We start from the raw sequence: 20,007 nt of genomic DNA, 5'->3' as shown, positions 1-20,007 counted from the left end.
GGAACCCCGGACGGCAACAACCGTCCGGGGTTCTTCTGCGCGCCGAGCCTGGACTGACTTATGCCCCGGTCGCCCCACCGGGGGCGAGCCAGGATGCCAGCGCCGGGACATTGCGCAGCACCCCGAAGAGGACGAGCACCACCAGGAGGACCACGCCCAGCCAGCCTGGGAACGGGCGGGCCGAGGTGCCCCGCCAGGCGCGCCGCAACCAGGCCGCCCACACCACCGCCACGACGGGAACAGCGAGGACCCACAACGGGTTCATGGCCCAAGCCGCCGCGAGATCGAGGTGGGCGAGGTCGAAGGTGGCCCGCAGCGCACCGCATCCCGGGCAGTACCATCCCGTGAGCCACAGAGTGGGGCAGATCCCAAACTGGCCGGGCCGGTGCGGGTCGACGAACGCGACCACGACTGTTGCCGCCGCGGTCGCCGCGCCGACTGCCATAGGGAGCCGCAGCCGTCGGTGACGAGGCACCGCCGCCTCGGGCAGTCCGGCGACACCGTAATCGGGCCGGCGCGAGGCACCCTCGGAGGAGGTGCTAGAAGTTGAAGGCACCAGCGTTCGCCCTCACGATGAGGGCGATGATCCAGACCGGGATGGCGATCCAGCCGAGGATCACGCCCGCCTTCGCCATGCCACCATTGTTCGCCTGCCCTGAGGCGACGGCTTTCTTCGCATTGTTGCCGACGATGATCGCAGCGATCCCGGCAGGGCCGCAGCACAGCAGCCCGACGATGCCCAGGACGAGCGCCCAGACAGCGAGGCTGTTCTTGTTCGGCACCGGCCCCTGGCCGTAAGGCGGCTGACCACCGTAGGGTGGCTGACCGCCGTAAGGAGGCTGACCACCGAAGGGCGGCTGACCACCGTAGGGCGACTGACCACCCTGGCCGGGCTGCTGACCGTACGGCGGCTGGCCACCGGCGGGGTCCTTGGAGTACGGGTCCTGCGGAGGGTAGGTCATCGTCGCCGTCCTGGTGTCGTATGGTCCTGGGACCTGGTCATCGGAGTGCAGCTGCCCAAGGCGAGAAGTCAGGTGAGCGCTAGATGCGCCCCTTGTGCAGAGCGTCTCGATCGTACTCACACCCAAGCCGGTTGCAGCGCCTCACTCGCCCAGCTTGCAACACACAAGTCGCGGCCACGGCGCACTGGGCGCCGCGGCCGCGACCGGGTCTGATCCGTGCCGAGTGCAGCTACCTCTGCACGCGGAGCGTCACGATCTGGAACGGACCACAGGCGACGGGGTACGACGCCGGGGCGCCGTCGTCGGACGTCGCGGCGATCTCGGGGTGATCGCCTAGGGGGCGTTCCAGCAGGTCGGTCGCGTGCACGCCCGTGTGCTCGAAGTCGACGCTCACCGACGCGGCGGCCCGCCCACCGAGAGACTCGTAGAGGCGGACGATCACGTCGCCGCTGCCGTCCTCGGCCAGCTTCACGGACTCCACCACGACCGCCGGGTTGCTGACCCGCACGAGCGGCGCAGACCCGGCGCCACCGGTCACCGCCCTGGTGGGGAGGTTCAGCGCGTATCCGTGCTCGATGGCGTCCGCGATGGTCGCCCCCAGGACCAGCTCGCACGTGAGGGTGTGCTGCCCCTGGTCTGCCTCCGGGTCGGGGAAGAGCGGCGCGCGCAGGATCGACAGCCGCACGGTCGTGCTGCTGCCTTGGTTCCCCGGCGAGCGCGTGACGTCGTACCCGTAGGTGGAGTCGTTGATGATCGCCGCCCCGAAGTCCGGTTCACCGACGTGCACCCACCGGTGCGCGACGGTCTCGAAGCGGGCGTCGTCCCAGGAGGTGTTCGTGTGGGTCGCGCGGTGGACGTGCCCGAACTGGATCTCGGACGTCGCCCGGTCGGTGTGGATGTCGAGCGGGAACGCCAGCTTGAGGAGCTTCTGGCGTTCGTGCCAGTCGACATTCAGCGTGAACCGCAACCCACCCCGCGGCCCATCGGCCAGGGTCACGAGCTGCTCGATGCGCGACGCCCGGAACTCGCGGACGATCCGCAGCGTCCGGTCGTCGACGGCCTCGACCACGACGGCGTCGACCAGGTCGGTGACCGTCCGGCGGTAGTTCTGCTCGATGTCCCATGCCTCCCACTGGTTGGGGATGTCACGGTGCAGCTGGAAGAGGTTGCCGACCGTGCCCGCAGGGACGGTCTCACGGCCGCTGGCCAGGTCGACGTACGAGGTGAGCAGGCCACGCTCGTCGAATACGGCACGGATCGTGTCGGAGGCGAAGACCCAGCCGGTGCCCTCTGCGGTGAGCGAACCCCCACGCGGCTCGGCAGCCGCAACGCTCGTGCCCAGCGCGCCCACTCCCCCGCGGGCGAACGGCGTCGCGTTCGCGACGACGGTCTGCTCCCCCGGCCCGGCCAGGGTCGTCAGCGCCGTCGTGATGATCTCGTCGAGCTCGATGGCAATCGCGGCGTAGTTGCGTTCCGCCTCGCGGTGCACCCAGGCGATCGACGAGCCGGGCAGGATGTCATGGAACTGCTGCAGCAGCACGAGCCGCCAGATGCGGTCCAACGCCTGCGTCGGGTATTCCGCGCCCGACCGCACGACGGCGGTCGTCGCCCACAGCTCTGCCTCGCGCAGCAGGTGCTCGCTGCGGCGGTTGCCGCGCTTGGTGCGCGCCTGCGACGTATAGGTGCCGCGGTGGTACTCGAGGTACATCTCCCCCAACCACGTCGGCGGCTCCGGGTACTCCTCGCGTGCGGCGTCGAAGAACCCCTGCGGCGAGCTGAGCTTGACCATCGGCGACCCTTCGAGGTCGCGGGTGCGGTGCGCCGCGGCGACCATCTCGCGGGTGGGGCCACCGCCGCCGTCGCCAAATCCGAAGGGCGCGAGGGAGGTGTTCGCGCGGCCCTTCTCGGCGAAGTTGTGCTCGGCGCGGGCGAGCTCTTCGCCACTGAGCACCGAGTTGTAGGTGTCGACGGGAGGGAAGTGCGTGTAGACGCGCGACCCGTCGATGCCCTCCCACCAGAACGTGTGGTGCGGCATGGCATTCGTGTCGTTCCAGGAGATCTTCTGCGTGAGGAAGTTCTCGCACCCGGCCAGCGCGGCGATCTGCGGGAACGCTCCGGTGTACCCGAAGGAGTCCGGCAGCCACACCTCGCGCGGTTCGACCCCGAACTCGTCGGCGAAGAACTTCTTGCCGGTGACGAACTGGCGCACGAGCGCCTCACCACCGGGCATGTTCGTGTCCGACTCGACCCACATGCCGCCGACGGGGATGAAGCGTCCCTCGGCGACCCGTTCGCGGATGCGTTCGAAGAGCTCCGGGAAGTGCTCCTTGACCCAGGCGTACTGCTGGGCGGAGGAGCACGCGAAGGTGAAGTGCTCGTCCTCGTCCATGAGCGCCAAGACATTGGAGAAGGTCCGCGCGCACTTGCGCACGGTCTCGCGCACCGGCCACAGCCACGCCGAGTCGATGTGCGCATGCCCGACGGCGTGCACCACGTGCGCGCTGGCGTTCGCCGGTCGGGCGAGGGCCGGCGCCACGACGGCGCGGCCGACTGCTGCGGTCCCTGACACGTCGTCTGGGTCGACGGCGTCGACCATGAGGTCGAGGGTGTGCACGATCTCGGCGCGCCGCGGTGAGGTCTTGGGGAGCACCCGGGCGAGGCCGTCGAGAGTCCAGATGTCTTGGAGGAGCTCCCAGACGGGCACGTCGAGGAGCGCGACGTCGAAGGCGCGCGTCGTGTAGAGGGAGCGGTCCCCCGCGGTGGCCACGTCGCCGAGCGTCGTCGGGCGGGTCCATTGGCCGTCAGGGACGTCGGGGTTGGAAGCCGCCTCGACATACATCTCGAGGGCCTCTCCGGGACCCTGGGTCACAGGGATGTGCTGGTTGAGCGGTTCGAGGCCCTTGATGATGTGCCCGTCGAGGCCGTACACGGTGCCCTCGGCCTGGAACCCCGGCTGGGCCGTGGTGAAGCCGATGTCGACGAGGACCTCGATCGCGACGTCGGATTGCTCGGCCCATTCTGCGGGCACGTCTCCGCTGACGTGGAACCACACGGTTCCCCAGGGCTTGCCCCAGGGCGAGCCAGCGGCGAAGGGCGTGAAGTCGGCGGCGCGGGCCTCGGCGAACGGAACGGGTTCGTCCGGCACGTCCCAGGACGTGACGGTCAGCGGCGAACGCGCCCGGTAGATGGCCGGCTCGAGCAGGTCACGGACGAATCGGTCTAGGCGGGCGGTGATCAACGTGCTCTTGTCATGCATGAAGGCACTCCAGAAGGTGAGGGCAGGCGAACGAGACGGGAACCGTGGGCGTCAGCCCTTGACGGCTCCGGACATCGCGAAGGACGACCCGGTGAACCGGGAGACGAGGACGTAGAGCCCCAGGACGGGGATCGAGTAGATGAGCGAGAATGCTGCGAGCTGTCCGTAGGCGACAGCCCCGTGCTGGCCGAAGAACGCGAAGATGCTCACGGCTGCGGGTTGCTTCTCCGGTGAGAGCAGCAGCACGAAGGGGACGAAGAAGTTCCCCCAGGCCTGGATGAACACGAAGATGAAGACGACGGCCAGGCCGGGTCGCATGAGCGGCAGCACCACGGCGCGCAGGGTCACCATCGCGGAGGCACCATCCGTCCAGGCGGCTTCTTCGAGGGAGATGGGGACGCCGTCCATGAAGTTCTTGGTCATCCAGATGGCCATCGGCAACGACGTCGCCGCCATGAAGAACACGGTTCCCCAGAGGGAGTCGAGCAGGTTGAGCCGCACGAAGAGCGAGTACACCGGGACCATCATCGCGGTGATGGGCAAGCAGGTTCCGAAGAGCACGGCGTACATGAACGGCTTGTTGAACCGCATGGCGAACCGCGACAGCGGGTACGCGGCCAGGATGGACGCCAGGACGGTGATGACCGCTGCTCCCGTGGAGAGCAGCGTGGAGTTCCAGAGCGGTCGCCAGGTCTGGTCGACCGTCATGATCGCGGTGAAGTTGTCGATCGAGAGGTTCTTGGGCCATTCGACGGCGAGCGTCGCTCGGGTGTCGAAGGACGCGAAGAGGATCCAGCCCAGCGGGACGAGGAAGCACAATCCGATGATGATGAGGATGGTGTTCGAGGCACCGCGGGCAAAGCGCTGGCGAGGGGCGGCTATCGTCATCTGACTCATCAGTCGACCTCAGGCTTCAGTGTGCGGATGTAGATGACAGCGAACACTCCGCCGATGATCAGCATGATCGTGGCGATCGCCGTTCCGTAGCCCACCTGGGCGAACTTGAAGGCCTGCTGGTAGGCGAGGATCGGCAGGGTCGAGCTGTTCGTCCCTGGTCCGCCCGCGGTCATGACGTAGATGAGCGTGAAGACCGACAGGGTCTGCAGGGTCGTGAGCATGAGGTTGGTGGAGATGGAGCGGCGGATCATGGGCAGGGTGATGTAGATGAGCCGTTTGTATCCGCCAGCGCCATCAACCGTCGCGGCCTCGGTGATCTCCGGTGGGACGTCGTTGAGCGCCGCGGAGTAGACCATCATGGAGAAGGCCGTCCCCCGCCAGACGTTCGCCAGGATCACCGCGAGCATGGGGGTCGCGTACAGCCAGCTCTTGCCGGTGATTCCCACGATGGCCAGCAAGGAGTTGAGGCTGCCTTCCTTGCTGAAGAACGCGTAGGCAGCGAAGGCGGCCACGATCTCCGGGAGGATCCACGCCGTCACGATGAGCGTCCCCACGACCACGCGGATGATCTTCTGCGACGAACGCATGAGCATGGCCAGGAGCACCCCGAGGACGTTCTGGCCCACCACGGCGGAGGCGAAGACGAAGACGACCGTGAGCCAGATCGCCTTGGGGAAGTCTGGGTCTGCGAAGAGCTTGCGGTAGTTGTCGAGGCCGACCCAGTCAGGGTTGGCGGCGTTCACACCGGTGAGCGCCGCGTTGGTGAAGGAGCCGTAGAAGGACCACAGCACCGGGCCGAGCATGAACAGTGCAAGCAGTGCGACGGCGGGCAGCAGGGGCATCAGGCGGCGCCCTGTGCGCCAGCGCATGGCGCGCTGACGCACAGGATCCACCGGTGCCCGTGACACTCGTGAGGGAGCCACGGTCGTGGTCACGTCAGGAACCCGACGTGGTGTTCTCTTCGCCGACGACGCCGATGACGGCCTTGTCGTAGGCCGCGGCAGCTTCTTCAGGTGTCTGCTGGCCGGTCATGACGGATTCCATGGCCACCTGGATGGCGTTGGAGATCTGTGCGTAGTCAGACGTCGCCGGCCTGAAGTGGGTGACCGCGACAAGGTCGGTGAACGCCTTGATCGTGGGGTTCGCCGCCGTGTAGCTGGGGTCAGCCGCGACGTCGGAGCGGACGGCGATCTGGCTGTTGTCGATCGTGAAGGCCAGGGAGTTCTTGGCGTTCATCGCCGTCGTCAGGACCTTGAAAGCGAGCTCTGGGTTCTTGGACTTGGCACCGACGGCGAGGGTCCAACCACCCGACATGCTCACTGATCCGGGGGCATCACCGTTCTTGGTGGGCATCGGGGCGACGCCCATGACGTCGGTCCACTTGGCCCAGGGCGTGCCGCCGCTCTCCATCCAGGTGCCACCCATCCACGACCCGTCGAGGGCGATGCCGAGCTTGTTGTTGGGCAACCAGTCCGAGGCCACGGTGTTGCCGATGTTCGCGTCGAGGGCTTGCTCGGCGGTGGGCGCGAGTCCCTCGGAGAACACGGTGTTGACAAATCCGAGGGAGTCGATGAAGTCCGGGTTTCCGACGACCCACTTGGAGGATGCCTCGTCGTAGAGGGTTCCGCCAGTGCCGTACTCGAGCATCTCGAAGCCTTGCATGACGGAGGCTTCACCCATGGGCTTGCCCGAGTACATGTTGAAGGGGATGACGCTCGGGTCGCTGGCCTTGATGGTGCGGGCGGCCTCGAGGACGTCATCCCAGGTCTTGGGGGCCCATTCGGTGGGCAGGCCGGCTGCGGCGAAGACCTCCTTGTTGTACCAGAGCGCCCGGGTGTCGGTTCCCATGGAGACGCCGTAGGTCTTGCCGTCGTCGCCCTTGCCGGCCTGCTTGGCGGCGTCGAGGTAGAGGCTCCAGTCGGACCAGTCCTTGAGGTAGTCGTCGAGCGGGGCGAGGTACCCGGCTTCGACGTCGGACTTGATCATGAAGGTGTCTTCGTACATGAGGTCCGGTGCGGTGCTTGCTGAGCGGTTCATCAGGGCGAGCTTGGTGAAGTAGTCGTTCTGGCTGGCCTCGATGGGGACCAGCTCGACCGTGGTACCGGGGTTGGCTGCCTCGAACTCCTTCTTGACTCCCTGGAAGAGCTCGTCGGCCTGCGTGAAGTTGCCGAACTTCTGATAGGCGATCTTGACTGTCTTGCTGTCTGAGCTGTCGTCGCTCCCCCCGCATCCGGCGAGTCCGATGAGCGAGATTGCCGCGGTGAGTGCCACAAGTGGTTTAGCGAGTCGCATCGTTGCTCCTTTGCCGCCGTCGACCTGGCTTCTTTGCCAAGTCCCTCCGGTGGAGTAACTCCATCAAATTGAAGAAGTGTTGTCAAGACGAAGTGAGCCCTTGATCATCCCGATCTGGTCACGATTGCGGCGTGACCCACACCACATTCGCGCCACATTCGCACCGATCAGGAGCGACGAGCTCCTGCGAGCAACCCCGACGGCCGCGGGGTGAAGGCATCATCGAGCACCAGGCTCGCCGCGCCGACCGCACCCACGTGCTCCCCCACCGTGGACCCGAGGATCTCTACCGGGTGCATCTCTCGCAACGTCGCGCGGGTAGCCAGCTCTTCACGCACGGCCGGCAGAAAACGCCCCTGCAACCGTGACCAGCACGGACCACCGAACGCCACGATGTCGGCGTCGACCAGGTCCGTCAGGATCGTGATCCCGTGCGCGACACGTCGTGCGGAGGTCTCGATGATGTCGATCGCCCGCTCGTCTCCACCCTCCGCCGCGGCGCACAGCACCGTCAGCGCACGGTCCACATCAGCGGGTATGGCCACAACCGTCGTCTCCGGCAGGATCCCCCGGCTGATCGCCTCGTCGACAAAGGTCATCGGCGACGACGACACCCCGATGCACCCTCGATTGCCGCACGAGCACAGCGGGCCATCGCCATCGACGATGAGGTGTCCCACCTCGCCGGCGTTGCGCGACGACCCTGCCAGGAGCTCGCCGCCGTGCGCAAAGGCCACCGCGACACCGAAACCCATGTAGAAGAAGATCGCTGTGCCCCTCGCCAGGCGGACCTCCTGCCACATCTCCGCGATCATGGCCGCGCTGACGTCCTTCTCGAGCAGGACGGGCATGTCCAAGGCCTCGCCCAAGGCATCACGGAGAGGGACGTCGTCCCACCCCACCAGGAGCGGTGGGCGCACCACCCGGCCGGTATCCATGTCGATCGGCCCAGGAACAGCAACGCCCATCCCCAAGACCTTGGATCGGAGGATGCCCGAACGATCAAGGAGATCCTCCGCCGTGGTCACGATCGCGGCGATGGCGTTCTCGGCGCCGACGGGGGTCTCGACGACCCGCTTCTCCAAGATCTCCCCGTCAAGATCCACCACGATGATGGTCATCGCGACCGGGTCGACATGGACTCCGAGCGCATAGCCGGCGGACGGCTCGAGGTGCAGCATGGTGCGCGGTTTGCCGAGTCCCTCGCTGCGCTTCTCGCCTTCGACGATGACACCGTCGGTCAGCAGCCGCCCACAGATGTTGGAGATGGTCTGCAGCGACAAGCCCGTCAACCCGGCCAGCTCGACGCGGCTCACCCCGTCCGGCGCGCGCCGGATCTCGTCGATCACGACCATCTGGTTGTAGCCGCCCATGCGGGGCAGGTTTGTCCCTCGACGCATCTGCGCTCATCTCCAACCAGTCCGTCGTCGCTGACACCTGGCCTCAGGTTAGCGCCACCGTCCGCTCTGCCCAGCCCTCCTGCGCGAGCGGATCCTCCTAGGCGGAGCCGCGGACGGTCAAGGTCGGCTCGAAGATGACCGAGGTAGCTCGACGGGTCGGGTCGGCCAGCAGGTCCAGCAGGATCGTTGCCATCTCGACGACCATCCCTTCGATCGGCTGACGCACGCTGGTCAGCCCCGGGGAGGAGACAGCCGCGATCTTGGAGTCGTCGAAGCCGATCACCGCGACGTCCTCCGGGATGCGCCGACCTGCTTCCTGGAGGACTCTCATCGCGCCGAGTGCCATGAGGTCGTTCGCGGCGAAGACACCATCGAGCTGGGGGACCTCGCCAAGCAGCAGCCGCATGGCGACCGCGCCGCTCTCGAAGCTGAAGTCACCCGCGACCGTGGGGACGTACGCCTGCCCCGACCGCGCAAGGTGGTCACGAAACCCGGTGAGCCGATCATGGGCGGCTGGGACGTCGAGGGGACCGCTGATCGTCACGACCGCTCCCCGGTCGAGGGCGAGCAGCCGTTGGGCGGCAAGGACACCACCGTCGCGGTTGGCCACATCGACGAAGCTCACCGGAAGCGACAGCCCCGGCCGGGCAAAGGTGACCAACGGGACCCCCGCCTCGACCAGCAGTGCGGGCAACGGGTCGTCGGAGTGGGTCGTCACCAGCAGGGCGCCGTCGGCGCTCCCGTTGCGCAGGAAGGCCAGCACCCGGTTCCGGTCCTCGTCCGTCTCTGCGAGCATGAGCACCGGGTCGAGGTCGCGGGGGCGCAGCGCGCGCAGCAACCCGCTGACCACGCGGCCGAAGAACGGGTCGTCGAAGTCGGCACCCGGCGAGCTGCCCGTCCCTGCCTCGGAGAGCCCCGAGACGACAACGACAACCGTGCCTGCACGCCCGGTGACCAAGGAGCGAGCCGCACGGTTGGGGACATAGCCCGTCGCCGCGATCGCATCCCGGACCAGCACGGCGAACTTCTCACCGACGTCCTGCTTGCCGTTCACCACACGGGAGACGGTTGCGCGGGAAACGCCTGCCACGCGGGCAACGTCCTCGAGCGTGGGCGACCCACGGTGAGGGAATTCCTGTGACATGGGACGATCGTAACAGGCGCCAGGAGAGCGCTCTCAACTTGATGGATGTCTCGCCCGCAGCCTTCTCTAGGCGCTCCGCACGCGCTCCACCCAGGCGCCGTCCGCTCACCGTCCACGCACCGCGAGCGGAGCAATATCCGCCCAGGGGTAGCAAATCACCCGCTAGACCGGGTATAACGGTCTTCAAGAGGCATCAGAACTGCTTCGACACCCTCGACAGCTCACCAGACCATCCCCCACCCTGGGATTCTGATAGAGCGCTCTCTGAGCATTCGGATTCTCCGCAGCGACCAGATCAATGACGAACTGTGTGCTTGCGCGACCGTAACGACGACGACGTCCTGACGGCGACGCGAGCCTTCTGCCCTCTCTCGGCCCCTCTCGAAGGAGTCCCACTCGTGTCGAAGTCGACCGTGCACCATCGCCCCAGTCCCCATCGCCGGTTTTGGCGACCAGGCACCGCCAGCAACGGCGCCCTGTCCTTTGTGACGGCCGCCCTCCTTGCCGCGGCCGGCCTCACCGGTCCGGTCTCGACCGCCTGAGGCCCCCGCACGTCCCGTCCTGCCCGGCAGGGACCTCCCGCCGGGCACTTCCCGATTGAAGAGATGAGAACATGCACACCCGATCCAGAACCCGGTACCGCTGGGCGGCACTCGCCCTCGCCCTCGCCGTCAGCGCCACGATGGCACCGCTCTCCCCAGCCACGGCCGCGCCAGCGACCCTGCTCTCCCAAGACAAGGTCGTCACGGCCTCGTCGACCGAGAACCCCGACTATCTTGGCGCCCGCGCCGCCTTCGACGGCAACACCGCGACCCGATGGGCGTCCGCAGCCACTGACCTCCAATGGATCCAGGTGGACCTCGGCGAGAGCTCGCAGCTGTCCGAGATCGTCCTGACGTGGGAGGCCGCCTACGGCAAGGCCTTCACGGTCCAGGCGTCCGAGGACGGCGCCACGTGGACCACGCTGGCGACCGTCACGAACGGCACCGGCGGCGAGCAGACGCTCGGTGTCGACGGGCACGGACGCTACGTGCGTCTCGCCCTGACCGCACGGGGCACCGGATACGGCTACTCCCTGTGGGAGGTCCAGGTCTTCGGCACCGCCGGGGGCCAACCGGTCGATCCCGACCCACCCGTCACCCCCGGCCAGTGCGGAACTGCCAATGCGGCCCTCGGCAAGGTGGCCACCGCCTCCTCGACAGAGAACAGCGGCACACCGGCAAGCTCCGCGGTCGACGCGAACGCAGCGACCCGGTGGTCGAGCCAGTTCAGCGACGGACAGTGGTGGCAGGTCGACCTCGGCGCACCCACCGCGATCTGCGGGGTGGACCTGACCTGGGAGGCCTCCTACGGCAAGGACTTCCGCGTGCAGACCTCGCTCGACGGGGTCACCTGGACAACGGCCACCACCGTGACAGATGGAACCGGCGGGAAGCAGTCGCTCGACGTCGCCGCGACCGGCCGATACGTCCGGCTCGACCTGACTCGACGGGCCAACGGCTACGGGTACTCGCTCTGGGAGGTTGCCGTGCGCACCGGCGACGGGACCCCGACCGGGCCGCAGCTTCCCGGCGGCGGAGACCTGGGACCCAACGTCCACGTCTTCACCCCGTCCACGCCGACGGCCACCATCCAGGCCAGCCTCGACGAGGCCTTCACGGCCCAGGAGGAGAACCAGTTCGGGCCGCGGCGCGACCAGTTCCTCTTCGCCCCCGGCACCTACGACGTCAATGCCAACATCGGCTTCAACACCTCGATCTCGGGGCTCGGGCGCAATCCCGACGACGTCACGATCAGGGGTGGCATCTGGGTGGACGCCGGCTGGTTCGACGGCAACGCGACCCAGAACTTCTGGCGGTCGGCCGAGAACATGGCCATCGAGCCGCTGGGTGGCGAAGCCCGCTGGGCCGTGTCCCAGGCGGCCCCGTTCCGTCGGATGCACGTCAAGGGAAGCCTCAACCTCGCACCGTCCAGCTACGGCTGGGCCAGCGGTGGCTTCATCGCCGACTCGGTCGTCGACGGCACCGTCGGGTCCTACTCCCAGCAGCAGTGGTTCACGCGTGACTCGACCCTCGGCAAGTGGGAGGGTTCGGTCTGGAACATGGTGTTCTCGGGCGTCAACGGGTCACCGGTTCCGAACTTCCCGAACCCGTCGCACACCGTGCTGCCCACCACGCCGGTCATCGCCGAGAAGCCGTATCTGTACCTCGACGGCTCCAACTACGCGGTGTTCGTGCCGAGCGTCCGCACCAACGCACGCGGCACCACCTGGGCAGGTGGCTCAACCCCAGGCACGTCGATCCCGATCAGCCAGTTCTATGTGGCGAAGCCGGGCGTGACCGGCGACACGATCAACCAGGCACTGGCCCAAGGGCTCAACCTGCTCTTCACCCCGGGCGTCTACCACCTGGACAAGACGATCAACGTCACCCGCGCGAACACGGTGGTCCTTGGCCTCGGCTACGCGACGATCGTCCCCGAAGGCGGCGTGACCGCCATGAAGGTGGCCGACGTCGGCGGCGTCAAGATCGCGGCTCTGCTCTTTGATGCCGGCACCACGAAGTCCCCGTTCCTGCTCCAGGTCGGCACCCCCGGCTCGCACATCTCGCACGCCGCCAACCCGACGTCGATCCACGACGTGTTCGCCCGCGTCGGCGGGGCCGTCGCCGGCAAGGTCGACACCGCGATCCAGATCAACAGCGACGACACGATCGTCGACCACATCTGGTCCTGGCGTGGTGACCACGGAGCCGGCATCGGCTGGGACGTGAACACCTCTGACTACGGGTTCGTGGTCAACGGTGACCGGGTCTCGGCCTACGGGCTGTTTGTGGAGCACTTCCAGAAGTACAACACCCTCTGGAACGGAAACGGGGGCCGCACGGTCTTCTACCAGAACGAGCTGCCCTATGACGTCCCCAGCCAGGCCGCATATCAGAACGGGTCCACCCGTGGCTACGCCGCCTACAAGGTCGCCGACACGGTCACCTCTCATGAGGCATGGGGGCTCGGTGCCTACACGTACTTCTCGACCGACCCGACGATCGTCCTCGACAACGGTTTCGAGGTGCCGATCACCCCGGGGGTCCGGATGCACAACCTGCTGACGGTCTCCCTCGGCGGCAACGGCACGGTCCAGCACGTGATCAACGGCACGGGCGGCCCCGCCCAGGGCACTGCGACGATCCCGAGCTACGTGAGCAGCTACCAGTAAGGGACATCACGACCTGATGGCCCTCTGCTCGGCGCGGGGCCCGGATCCAGCACGTCGGATCCGGGCCCCGCATCGTTGTCAGAGCGTGTCCAGCTCCTCCCGGCGGTTGCGGGCCGTGAGGTAGACACCCGCCCCGAGGATGAGCAGGAGCACCCCGGCGACGCCGATGATCGGCGAGAACCCGGTCGTGCCGAGCTCCCCACCGCCACCGACCACGGCGACCACCGTGAGCGGGGCGCTGGCCTCGAGCGCGGAGGTCAGACCGACCACCCGGATCGCGTGCTTGCCGACGGTCGCGTCGACCGGGACGGTCACCGCCGCCGTGAACGTGCCGTCAGCGCCCGCCACCCGGGCGGCGAGCAGCTGCGGGGTGGAGTGGATCCACACCTGCACGGTCTCGCCCGGCGCGAAGCCGGAGCCGGTCACGGTGACCGTCTCACCCGGACGGACCGACGTCGCCGAGAGCGACACGCTCGCCGTGGGCGCCGACGGGTCGACGGGGTCCACCGGGTCCACCGGGTCGGTCGCCTGGACCTCTTCGAGGACCGCGACCGTGCGTGCCGGCACGGTGACCTGACCGGCGGTCGCGTCCCACGCCGTCGTGCGGACCACCGGGTCGGTGCCGTCCGTCTGGACTTGCGAGAGCGTCAGCTCGTGCCCGACGAGGCCGTCCACGGTCTGGGTGACCGCGGACGGGCTCGCGTTGAAGACGACGAGCATGCCGGCCAGCGCGGGGTCGACGTCGGCTCCGACGGTGTCGTCTACCCGCATGACGATCACGCCGGGAACCGCTCCGGTGCCCGATCCGGGGAAGGTGACCTTCTCCTGGATCGACGCACCGGTCCCGAGCCGGAACAGCGGCGTGGAGTAGCGCAGCCGCAGCAGGTCCTGAGCGCCCTGGGTCGCGGTCGTGATGTCCGCGGTCGCGGGCTTGAGCGCCGGGTTGGCCAGCAGCGGTCCCTGCACATCCCAGCTCTCACCGTTCTTGCCCTCGAGCGGCAGCCCCATCCCGAAGTTGTTCTGGGTGCCTGTCCAGTCGATCGCGTTGAAGTGGTCACCGGAGTTGTAGCTGTCCCGGTCGAGGGACTTGCTGCGCAGCAGGTCTGTCCCGGCGTGCCAGAACGACGGCGTCTGCGAGAGCGCGGTCGTGGCCAGCGACAGCGTATTCATCCGCACCCGGTCCGCCATGGACGTGTCGAGCGGCAGCTTGAGCGTGAGGATGTCGAAGAGCGTCTCGTTGTCGTGGGCGTCGACATAGCTGACGACCTCTTCAGGTGAGTCGGCGTAGCCGGCCGGCGCGCCGCGGTAGTCGATCTGATCGCCGCGCTGCACCTCGCCCGACGACGTCTCGAAGGAGTACGCCCGGAGGTTCCCGGCGAGCCCCAGACGGACCAGGTCGCTCTGGTGGGCGAGGTCCGCAAGCTCCTCGGCCGAGCCGTCGTTGACGGTCGAGTCGTCACCCTGGCGGGCGGGGAGCCCGTTCGGGTCTGTTCCCAGGCCGGTGCCGAAACCCTGCTGGAAGAGCGAGGCGCCGTCGACCGGACTGCCGCCGTGCACGGCGTCGCGCAGGCGGTCGGAGAACGTCCCGATGCCGGTCCCGCCGAGCTGACCCTGGGTGGCCTGGGTGAAGCGGGCGTTGTCCGCGATCTCGCCGAAGTTCCAGCCCTCGCCGTAGAGGTAGATCGAGGATCCGTCCACCCCGTCGTCGGCGAGCGTGAGGGCGTCCAGCCCGGCGCGCACGGCCAGCATGTTGCTGGTCGAGTGGTGCCCCATGAGGTCGAAGCGGAAGCCGTCGACGTGGTAGTCACGGGCCCAGGTGACGACCGAGTCGACCATGAGCCGCTCGGCCATCGCGTTCTCGGTCGCGACGTTCTCGCAGCAGGTCGAGGTCTCGACCGACCCGGTCGCGCTCAGGCGGTGGTAGTACCCGGGAACGACGCGGTCAAGGATCGACCTGTCGTCCTGACCGCTCGCCGCCGTGTGGTTGAACACCTGGTCGAGCACGACCTGCAGGCCGCTGCCGTGCAGCGCGCCGACCATAGAGCGGAACTCCGCGGTGCGAGCGCCGCCCTCCTGGTTGCCGGCGGTCGCGTAGGACCCCTCGGCGACCTGGAAGTGCAGCGGGTCGTAGCCCCAGTTGAAACCGTCCGTGTCGGCGATCTCGGTCACGGCCGCCTGCTGGGCGGGCGAGTCCGCTGCGAAGCCGCTCAGGTCTCCGGTCACGGCCTGGACGGAACGGTCCTCCTCGATCGTGGCGATGTCGAAGGTCGGCAGCAGGTGGACGGTGTTCATACCGGCGTCGGCCAGCGTGCGCAGGTGCTCCATCCCCGCGGAGTCGCGGGTGAAGGCCTTGTACGTGCCGCGCTCGGCCTCCGGAACTGACGTGTCGGTGATCGAGAAGTCACGCACGTGCAGCTCGTAGATGCTGCGGTCCACGTCCCGCTCGACGATCGGGGCCGGCGTCTGCGACCACAGGGTCGGCGCGAACGCCGGGTCGGCGAGGTCGACCAGGACGGACTGCTTCGAGTTGAGCGTGAGACCGACCGAGTACGGGTCGGTGACCACGTTGTGCTCGACCGCCCCGGTCGAGTGGACAAACACCTCGACGTCGTAGACGTACGCGGCGTTCTTCCAGCTTCCCTGACCTGGGGTGGTCCACGTGCCGTCGCTCTGCCGGGTGGCCGAGACCTTGACTGCCTCGCCCGTGGCGGTGCCGTTGCCCTCGGGCCAGACGGTCGCGGTCACGGACTTCGCGGTCGGGGCCCACAGTGCCAGGCTCGGCACGGCGCCGGCCCACGTCGCGCCTAGCGCGCGGCCCGCGTCGACCGTGAACTGGTCGTCGAGCACGCCCGCGATCTGCACGCCGGTGGAGTACTCCAGCGCGTCCGGGCCGGACTGCGTCAGGCGCAGCTCGCCGGTCAGGACGTCGGCCACCTGGGCGGCGTCGACGTCGTCGCCGAGGCGCAGCGCGAGGTAGCCCGCCACGTGCGGGTAGGCCGCGCGGAGGTCGGCGGGCAGGCCGCCATCGAGCAGGGTCAGCGGTAGGTCGACGCCTCCGACCGGGGTGGTCACGGCGCCTTCGGCGACGGTGATCCCACCGGTCGGGGCGCCGTGCAGGGTCCACGTCCGGTCAGCGAGGTCCGCGCCCGCCGGGAGGGCCGACGTCGGGATGGCGAGGGTCTGCGCATCGAGCCAGTAGGCCCGGTCGCCATCTCCGGGGACGGAGTCGTCCGCGGCGATCACCAGCTCCTGGAGCTCGAGGTCGAAGCGGAAGATCATCTTCGCCCAGTCGGTGGGCACGATGAAGGTGACGTTGCCGCCCGGGTAGGCCTCGTCCCAGGTCAGTCCGAAGACCGCCTTGGCGTCATAGGTGCCCGCCGGGAGACGGTCGGTCTCCAGGTGGTAGACCTTTCTGTCGCGGTCGTAGTTCTGCAGCCAGGACGCCAGGCACGCGGGGTCCCAGTCCGCGGCGCAGCCCTGCTCGCTCTGGAAGCTTCCGGCGGCCACCGCGATCCGGCCCTGGGTGCTGCCGTCGAAGAAGTGCGTGACGAAGTGCGAGGCGTCGTCGTAGACGAAGGTCACCGTGGCGTCGGTCGGAAGGGTGAAGGAGATGTTGTCCCCGCCCGAGACCCGGGTCAGCCCGTAGCTCTCGCCCCAGGAGTGGCTGATGACCGCCTTGTACTCGTAGGTGCCGGCGGGCAGGTCGAAGGACTGGGAGAACACCGAGCCGGTGCGGTTGGTGAGCTCGGCCTCGACGCAGGTCTCCTTCCAGTTCGCGACGCATCCCATCGCGGTGTTGACGGTGCCCGCGATCGAGACCGTGACGTCCCGGAGCGGGGCCGGTCCCTCGGTCACCGGGGGCGCGGCAGCCACGGCGGTCAGCACCGAGGTCACCGGGTCGAAGGTGAACGTGACGAGCGGCGACTCGGCGGTGACCGTGAAGGTCACGTCAGCTCCGGAGACGTCCCCGAAGCTCGTGTCCCAGGACAGGTCCTGGATCGCCTTGGCTTTGTAGGTCCCCGGCGTGAGCTTGTCCGTGGCGTAGGTGTACGTGCCGTCGGTGCCCGGCGTGAGCTCGCCGCCGATGCAGGCGTCGGAGTAGTCCGCGGCACAGCCGAGCTGAGTCTGGAAGTTTCCGGCCAGCGTGTAGAGCGGCGAACCTGCTGGCACGCTCGTCCCGAGCTTGGTGGCGGGGTCGAAGTAGAACGTCCGCTCTCCCCCGGGGTGGGTGTAGGAGTAGTTCCCGGTGGTCGAGTTGTGGACGCCGCCGACACCGAAGTTGTTGCTCCAGTCACCGCCGAAGGCGTACTTGTGCTCGTAGGTCCCGGCCGTGACGTCGAAGGTGCCCGAGTAGAGGCCGTTCGCGCCCTTGAGGAGCTCGGCGTCGAAGCACGCCGGGTCCCAGCCGGCGCAGCCCATCGAAGCGCCGTGGCTGCCCGGGATGGTAAGCCGGTCGCTCGGGTCGACCTCGACGGGGGTCCCCGTGCCGTGGTCGTCCCCGATGCTCGCGGAGGTGACGGCCTGGGTCAGGTTGCCGGCGGCGTCGCGCACGACGGCGCGGTACTCCATGACCGTCCCGGGCGCGAGGGCGCTCATGTCCTGGAAGAGGCGGGGTGCGCCGTCGTCGACGGTCCCGAGCAGGGTCCAGGCGCTCGCGCCTGCGACCCGGTAGGAGATCGACGTCTCCGCGTAGCGCTCCGTCCCGAGGTCTACCGTGATCTCCTGGAGACCGGCGAGGCCCTGACCGAGAGTCGGGGTGGTGAATGTCGGTGCGATCGCCGTGGTGTCCGCAGTGATCGGCGAGCCGGCCACCAGGACGACGGCGGAGAGCGCCGGGACGGTCACCGACAGCGTGCCGTCGGTGTCGGACGACTCGCCTGCGGTGGTCCCGTAGAGCGGGGCGAAGGCCGCGGACGGGGTCAGCGCGGTCAGCTCGGCCGTCTTCTCCTCGGTCGCGTTGTTCACGGCGACGACGTACTCGACCGGCGCGGCAGCGGCGGTGTCCACGCGCGAGAAGGCGTAGATCCCCGTCCCGGCGGAGACGTACTGCTCGATCTGCGCGCCGTCGGACAGCGCCGGGTTGGCCGTGCGGAGCGCTGCCAGCTCAGCGATGTGGGTGTAGAGCGCCCCGCTCGTGGAGTAGTGGTCGCCGGCGCCCGAGGAGCCGTCCAGGAGCACCTGGTTGTTGAACTCGGGGACCTGGGAGTCGAAGAGCGACTGGCGGGCGTTCTTGTCCTTGCCGTCTCCGCTGCTGCCGACGAAGCCCTGCTCGTCGCCGTAGTAGACGACCGGCTGGCCGCGGGTGAGATACATCAGGGAGTGCGCCAGCTCGCTGCGCTCGAGCGCATCGGGCTGGTCCTTGACGACGAAGCCGAGTCGGCCCATGTCGTGGTTGCCCAGGAAGGTGGGCAGCGCGTAGGCGTTCTTCGTGGCCGTCGTGTAGTAGTCGTCGCCGGCGAAGAGGAGCTGCAGGCCCTTGGCGGTGTTGCCGTTCGCGTAGGACGAGGCTGCGGACTGGTAGGTGAAGTCGAGGACCGAGTCCATGTCGGTGCCCCGCACATAGGGCGAGAGCTTGCTGGGGTCGGCGTCATAGATCTCGCCGAACATGAAGAAGTCGGGGTTGTCCGTCGTGGCGGCCTTGATCGCCGTGGTCCACTGCTCCCAGAAGGAGAAGTCGACGTGCTTGACCGTGTCGATGCGGAAGCCATCGATCCCGGACTTCGCCCAGAACGTGTAGATGTCGATGAAGCCGTCGACGACGGGCTGCTGCGAGGTGTCGAGGTCGTCGAGGCCGTCGAAGTCACCGAGGATGACCGACGGACCCTCCCAGGTGGAGTTGCCGCGGTTGTTGTAGAAGCTCGTGTCGTTGAGCCACGTGGGCTGCTTGATCGTCTCCAGGCCCGCCGGGATGGACGGCGTGTACGGCTCCTCGGGCGGCGCACGGAAGGTGTAGACACCCTCCTTGTAGTCGATGATGTCCGCAGTGTGGTTGGCGATGATGTCGAAGTAGACCTTCATGCCGCGCGCGTGCGCGTCGTCGATGAGGGCATCGAGCTCGGCGTTCGTCCCCAGGTGCGGGTCGATCTGCGTGAAGTCGGTGACCCAGTAGCCGTGGTACCCAGCGGACATGTCATCGCCGGTCCCCTGGACGGCGTTGTTCTTGAACGACGGCGTGAGCCAGATCGCGGTCGTCCCGAGGCCCTCGATGTAGTCGAGGTTGTTGCGCAGGCCCGCGATGTCTCCTCCGTGGTAGAAGCCCTTGTCCGTCGGGTCGAAGCCGGTGACCGCGCGGTCGGCCGAGGCGGTGCCGTCGACGATGATGTGGCCGTTGTCATTCGACGGGTCGCCGTTGGCGAAGCGGTCGGTCAGGACGAAGTAGAACTGCTCGTCGCTGCCCGGCTGGCGGACCGGGGCGGGCGCGTCGGCCTCGACCGGGGCGGCTACGGGATCAACGGGGACGATGCTCGTCCGGCCGCTCACCTCGTCGAAGACGACCGTCATGGTCGTGTCACCGGCGACCGTGAGGCGGATGTTGGCCGCGTCCGGTCCGGTCGCGCCCGCGCGACCCCAGGCCTGGTCGTCCCAGGTCCCTCCGGAGAGCACCTTGAACTCGTAGGACCCGCCCGGCAGCGAGAACTCGCCAGCGAAGAGGCCGTCGATGGTGCTCGCCACGAGCTCGCCATCGATGCACTCCGGTAGCCAGTCGGCTGCACACCCGAGCTCGCTCTGGAGATCACCCACAAGGCGATAGACCGGCGGGGCGGCCGACGCCGGCGCAGCCGCCGGGAGTGCCACCAGGCTCGCGCTCGCCAGCGCGGTGGCCGCGAGGAGGGCCGGCACCT

Annotated in this window: 10 protein-coding genes; 1 reads left to right on the top strand and 9 read right to left on the bottom strand. The window is 68.1% G+C overall.

Features of this window, described 5'->3' with window-relative positions; all coding sequences use genetic code 11:
* Positions 1-58: 58 nt before the first annotated feature.
* The 8 genes from BLQ50_RS06975 to BLQ50_RS06940 all read right to left on the bottom strand — a co-directional run bounded on the left by BLQ50_RS06975 (position 59) and on the right by BLQ50_RS06940 (position 9,951).
* Positions 59-445, bottom strand: coding sequence for a DUF2752 domain-containing protein (locus tag BLQ50_RS06975; protein ID WP_093182327.1), 387 nt, complete (start codon positions 443-445; stop codon positions 59-61).
* Between the two features lie 94 nt (positions 446-539).
* Positions 540-962, bottom strand: a complete 423-nt coding sequence (locus BLQ50_RS06970) for a DUF4190 domain-containing protein (RefSeq protein WP_093182325.1) — start codon at positions 960-962, stop codon at positions 540-542.
* 229 nt (positions 963-1,191) lie between these two features.
* On the bottom strand, positions 1,192-4,218 hold the full coding sequence (locus BLQ50_RS06965; RefSeq protein ID WP_093182324.1) for an alpha-mannosidase: 3,027 nt from the start codon (positions 4,216-4,218) through the stop codon (positions 1,192-1,194).
* A gap of 51 nt (positions 4,219-4,269) precedes the next feature.
* Positions 4,270-5,106, bottom strand: a complete 837-nt coding sequence (locus BLQ50_RS06960; protein WP_093182323.1) for a carbohydrate ABC transporter permease — start codon at positions 5,104-5,106, stop codon at positions 4,270-4,272.
* Positions 5,107-5,114: 8 nt separating this feature from the next.
* Positions 5,115-5,984: a carbohydrate ABC transporter permease gene (locus BLQ50_RS06955; protein WP_093182322.1), complete on the bottom strand. Its 870-nt coding sequence runs from the start codon at positions 5,982-5,984 to the stop codon at positions 5,115-5,117.
* A gap of 67 nt (positions 5,985-6,051) precedes the next feature.
* Entirely contained in the window at positions 6,052-7,407 is a 1,356-nt protein-coding gene (locus BLQ50_RS06950; protein WP_093182320.1) for an extracellular solute-binding protein, read from the bottom strand.
* Positions 7,408-7,574: 167 nt separating this feature from the next.
* Positions 7,575-8,807 carry an ROK family protein gene (locus tag BLQ50_RS06945; RefSeq protein ID WP_093182319.1) on the bottom strand — a complete coding sequence of 411 codons (1,233 nt, stop codon included), beginning with the start codon at positions 8,805-8,807 and terminating at the stop codon, positions 7,575-7,577.
* A 97-nt stretch (positions 8,808-8,904) separates the two neighbouring features.
* Positions 8,905-9,951, bottom strand: coding sequence for a LacI family DNA-binding transcriptional regulator (locus BLQ50_RS06940; protein WP_093182317.1), 1,047 nt, complete (start codon positions 9,949-9,951; stop codon positions 8,905-8,907).
* A 613-nt stretch (positions 9,952-10,564) separates the two neighbouring features.
* Here BLQ50_RS06940 and BLQ50_RS06935 point away from each other — a divergent pair.
* Positions 10,565-13,165, top strand: coding sequence for a discoidin domain-containing protein (locus BLQ50_RS06935; protein WP_175559057.1), 2,601 nt, complete (start codon positions 10,565-10,567; stop codon positions 13,163-13,165).
* Between the two features lie 78 nt (positions 13,166-13,243).
* On the opposite strand, the gene pulA is transcribed toward BLQ50_RS06935, so the two are convergent.
* Positions 13,244-20,005, bottom strand: a complete 6,762-nt coding sequence (gene pulA / locus BLQ50_RS19005) for a pullulanase-type alpha-1,6-glucosidase (protein WP_245700936.1) — start codon at positions 20,003-20,005, stop codon at positions 13,244-13,246.
* Positions 20,006-20,007: the final 2 nt, after the last annotated feature.

This window comes from Sanguibacter gelidistatuariae (assembly GCF_900096585.1).
GTDB classification, from domain to species: domain Bacteria; phylum Actinomycetota; class Actinomycetes; order Actinomycetales; family Cellulomonadaceae; genus Sanguibacter; species Sanguibacter gelidistatuariae.
The sequence above is the reverse complement of the archived record's forward strand: the minus strand, read 5'-3'. Positions and strand labels throughout refer to the sequence as shown.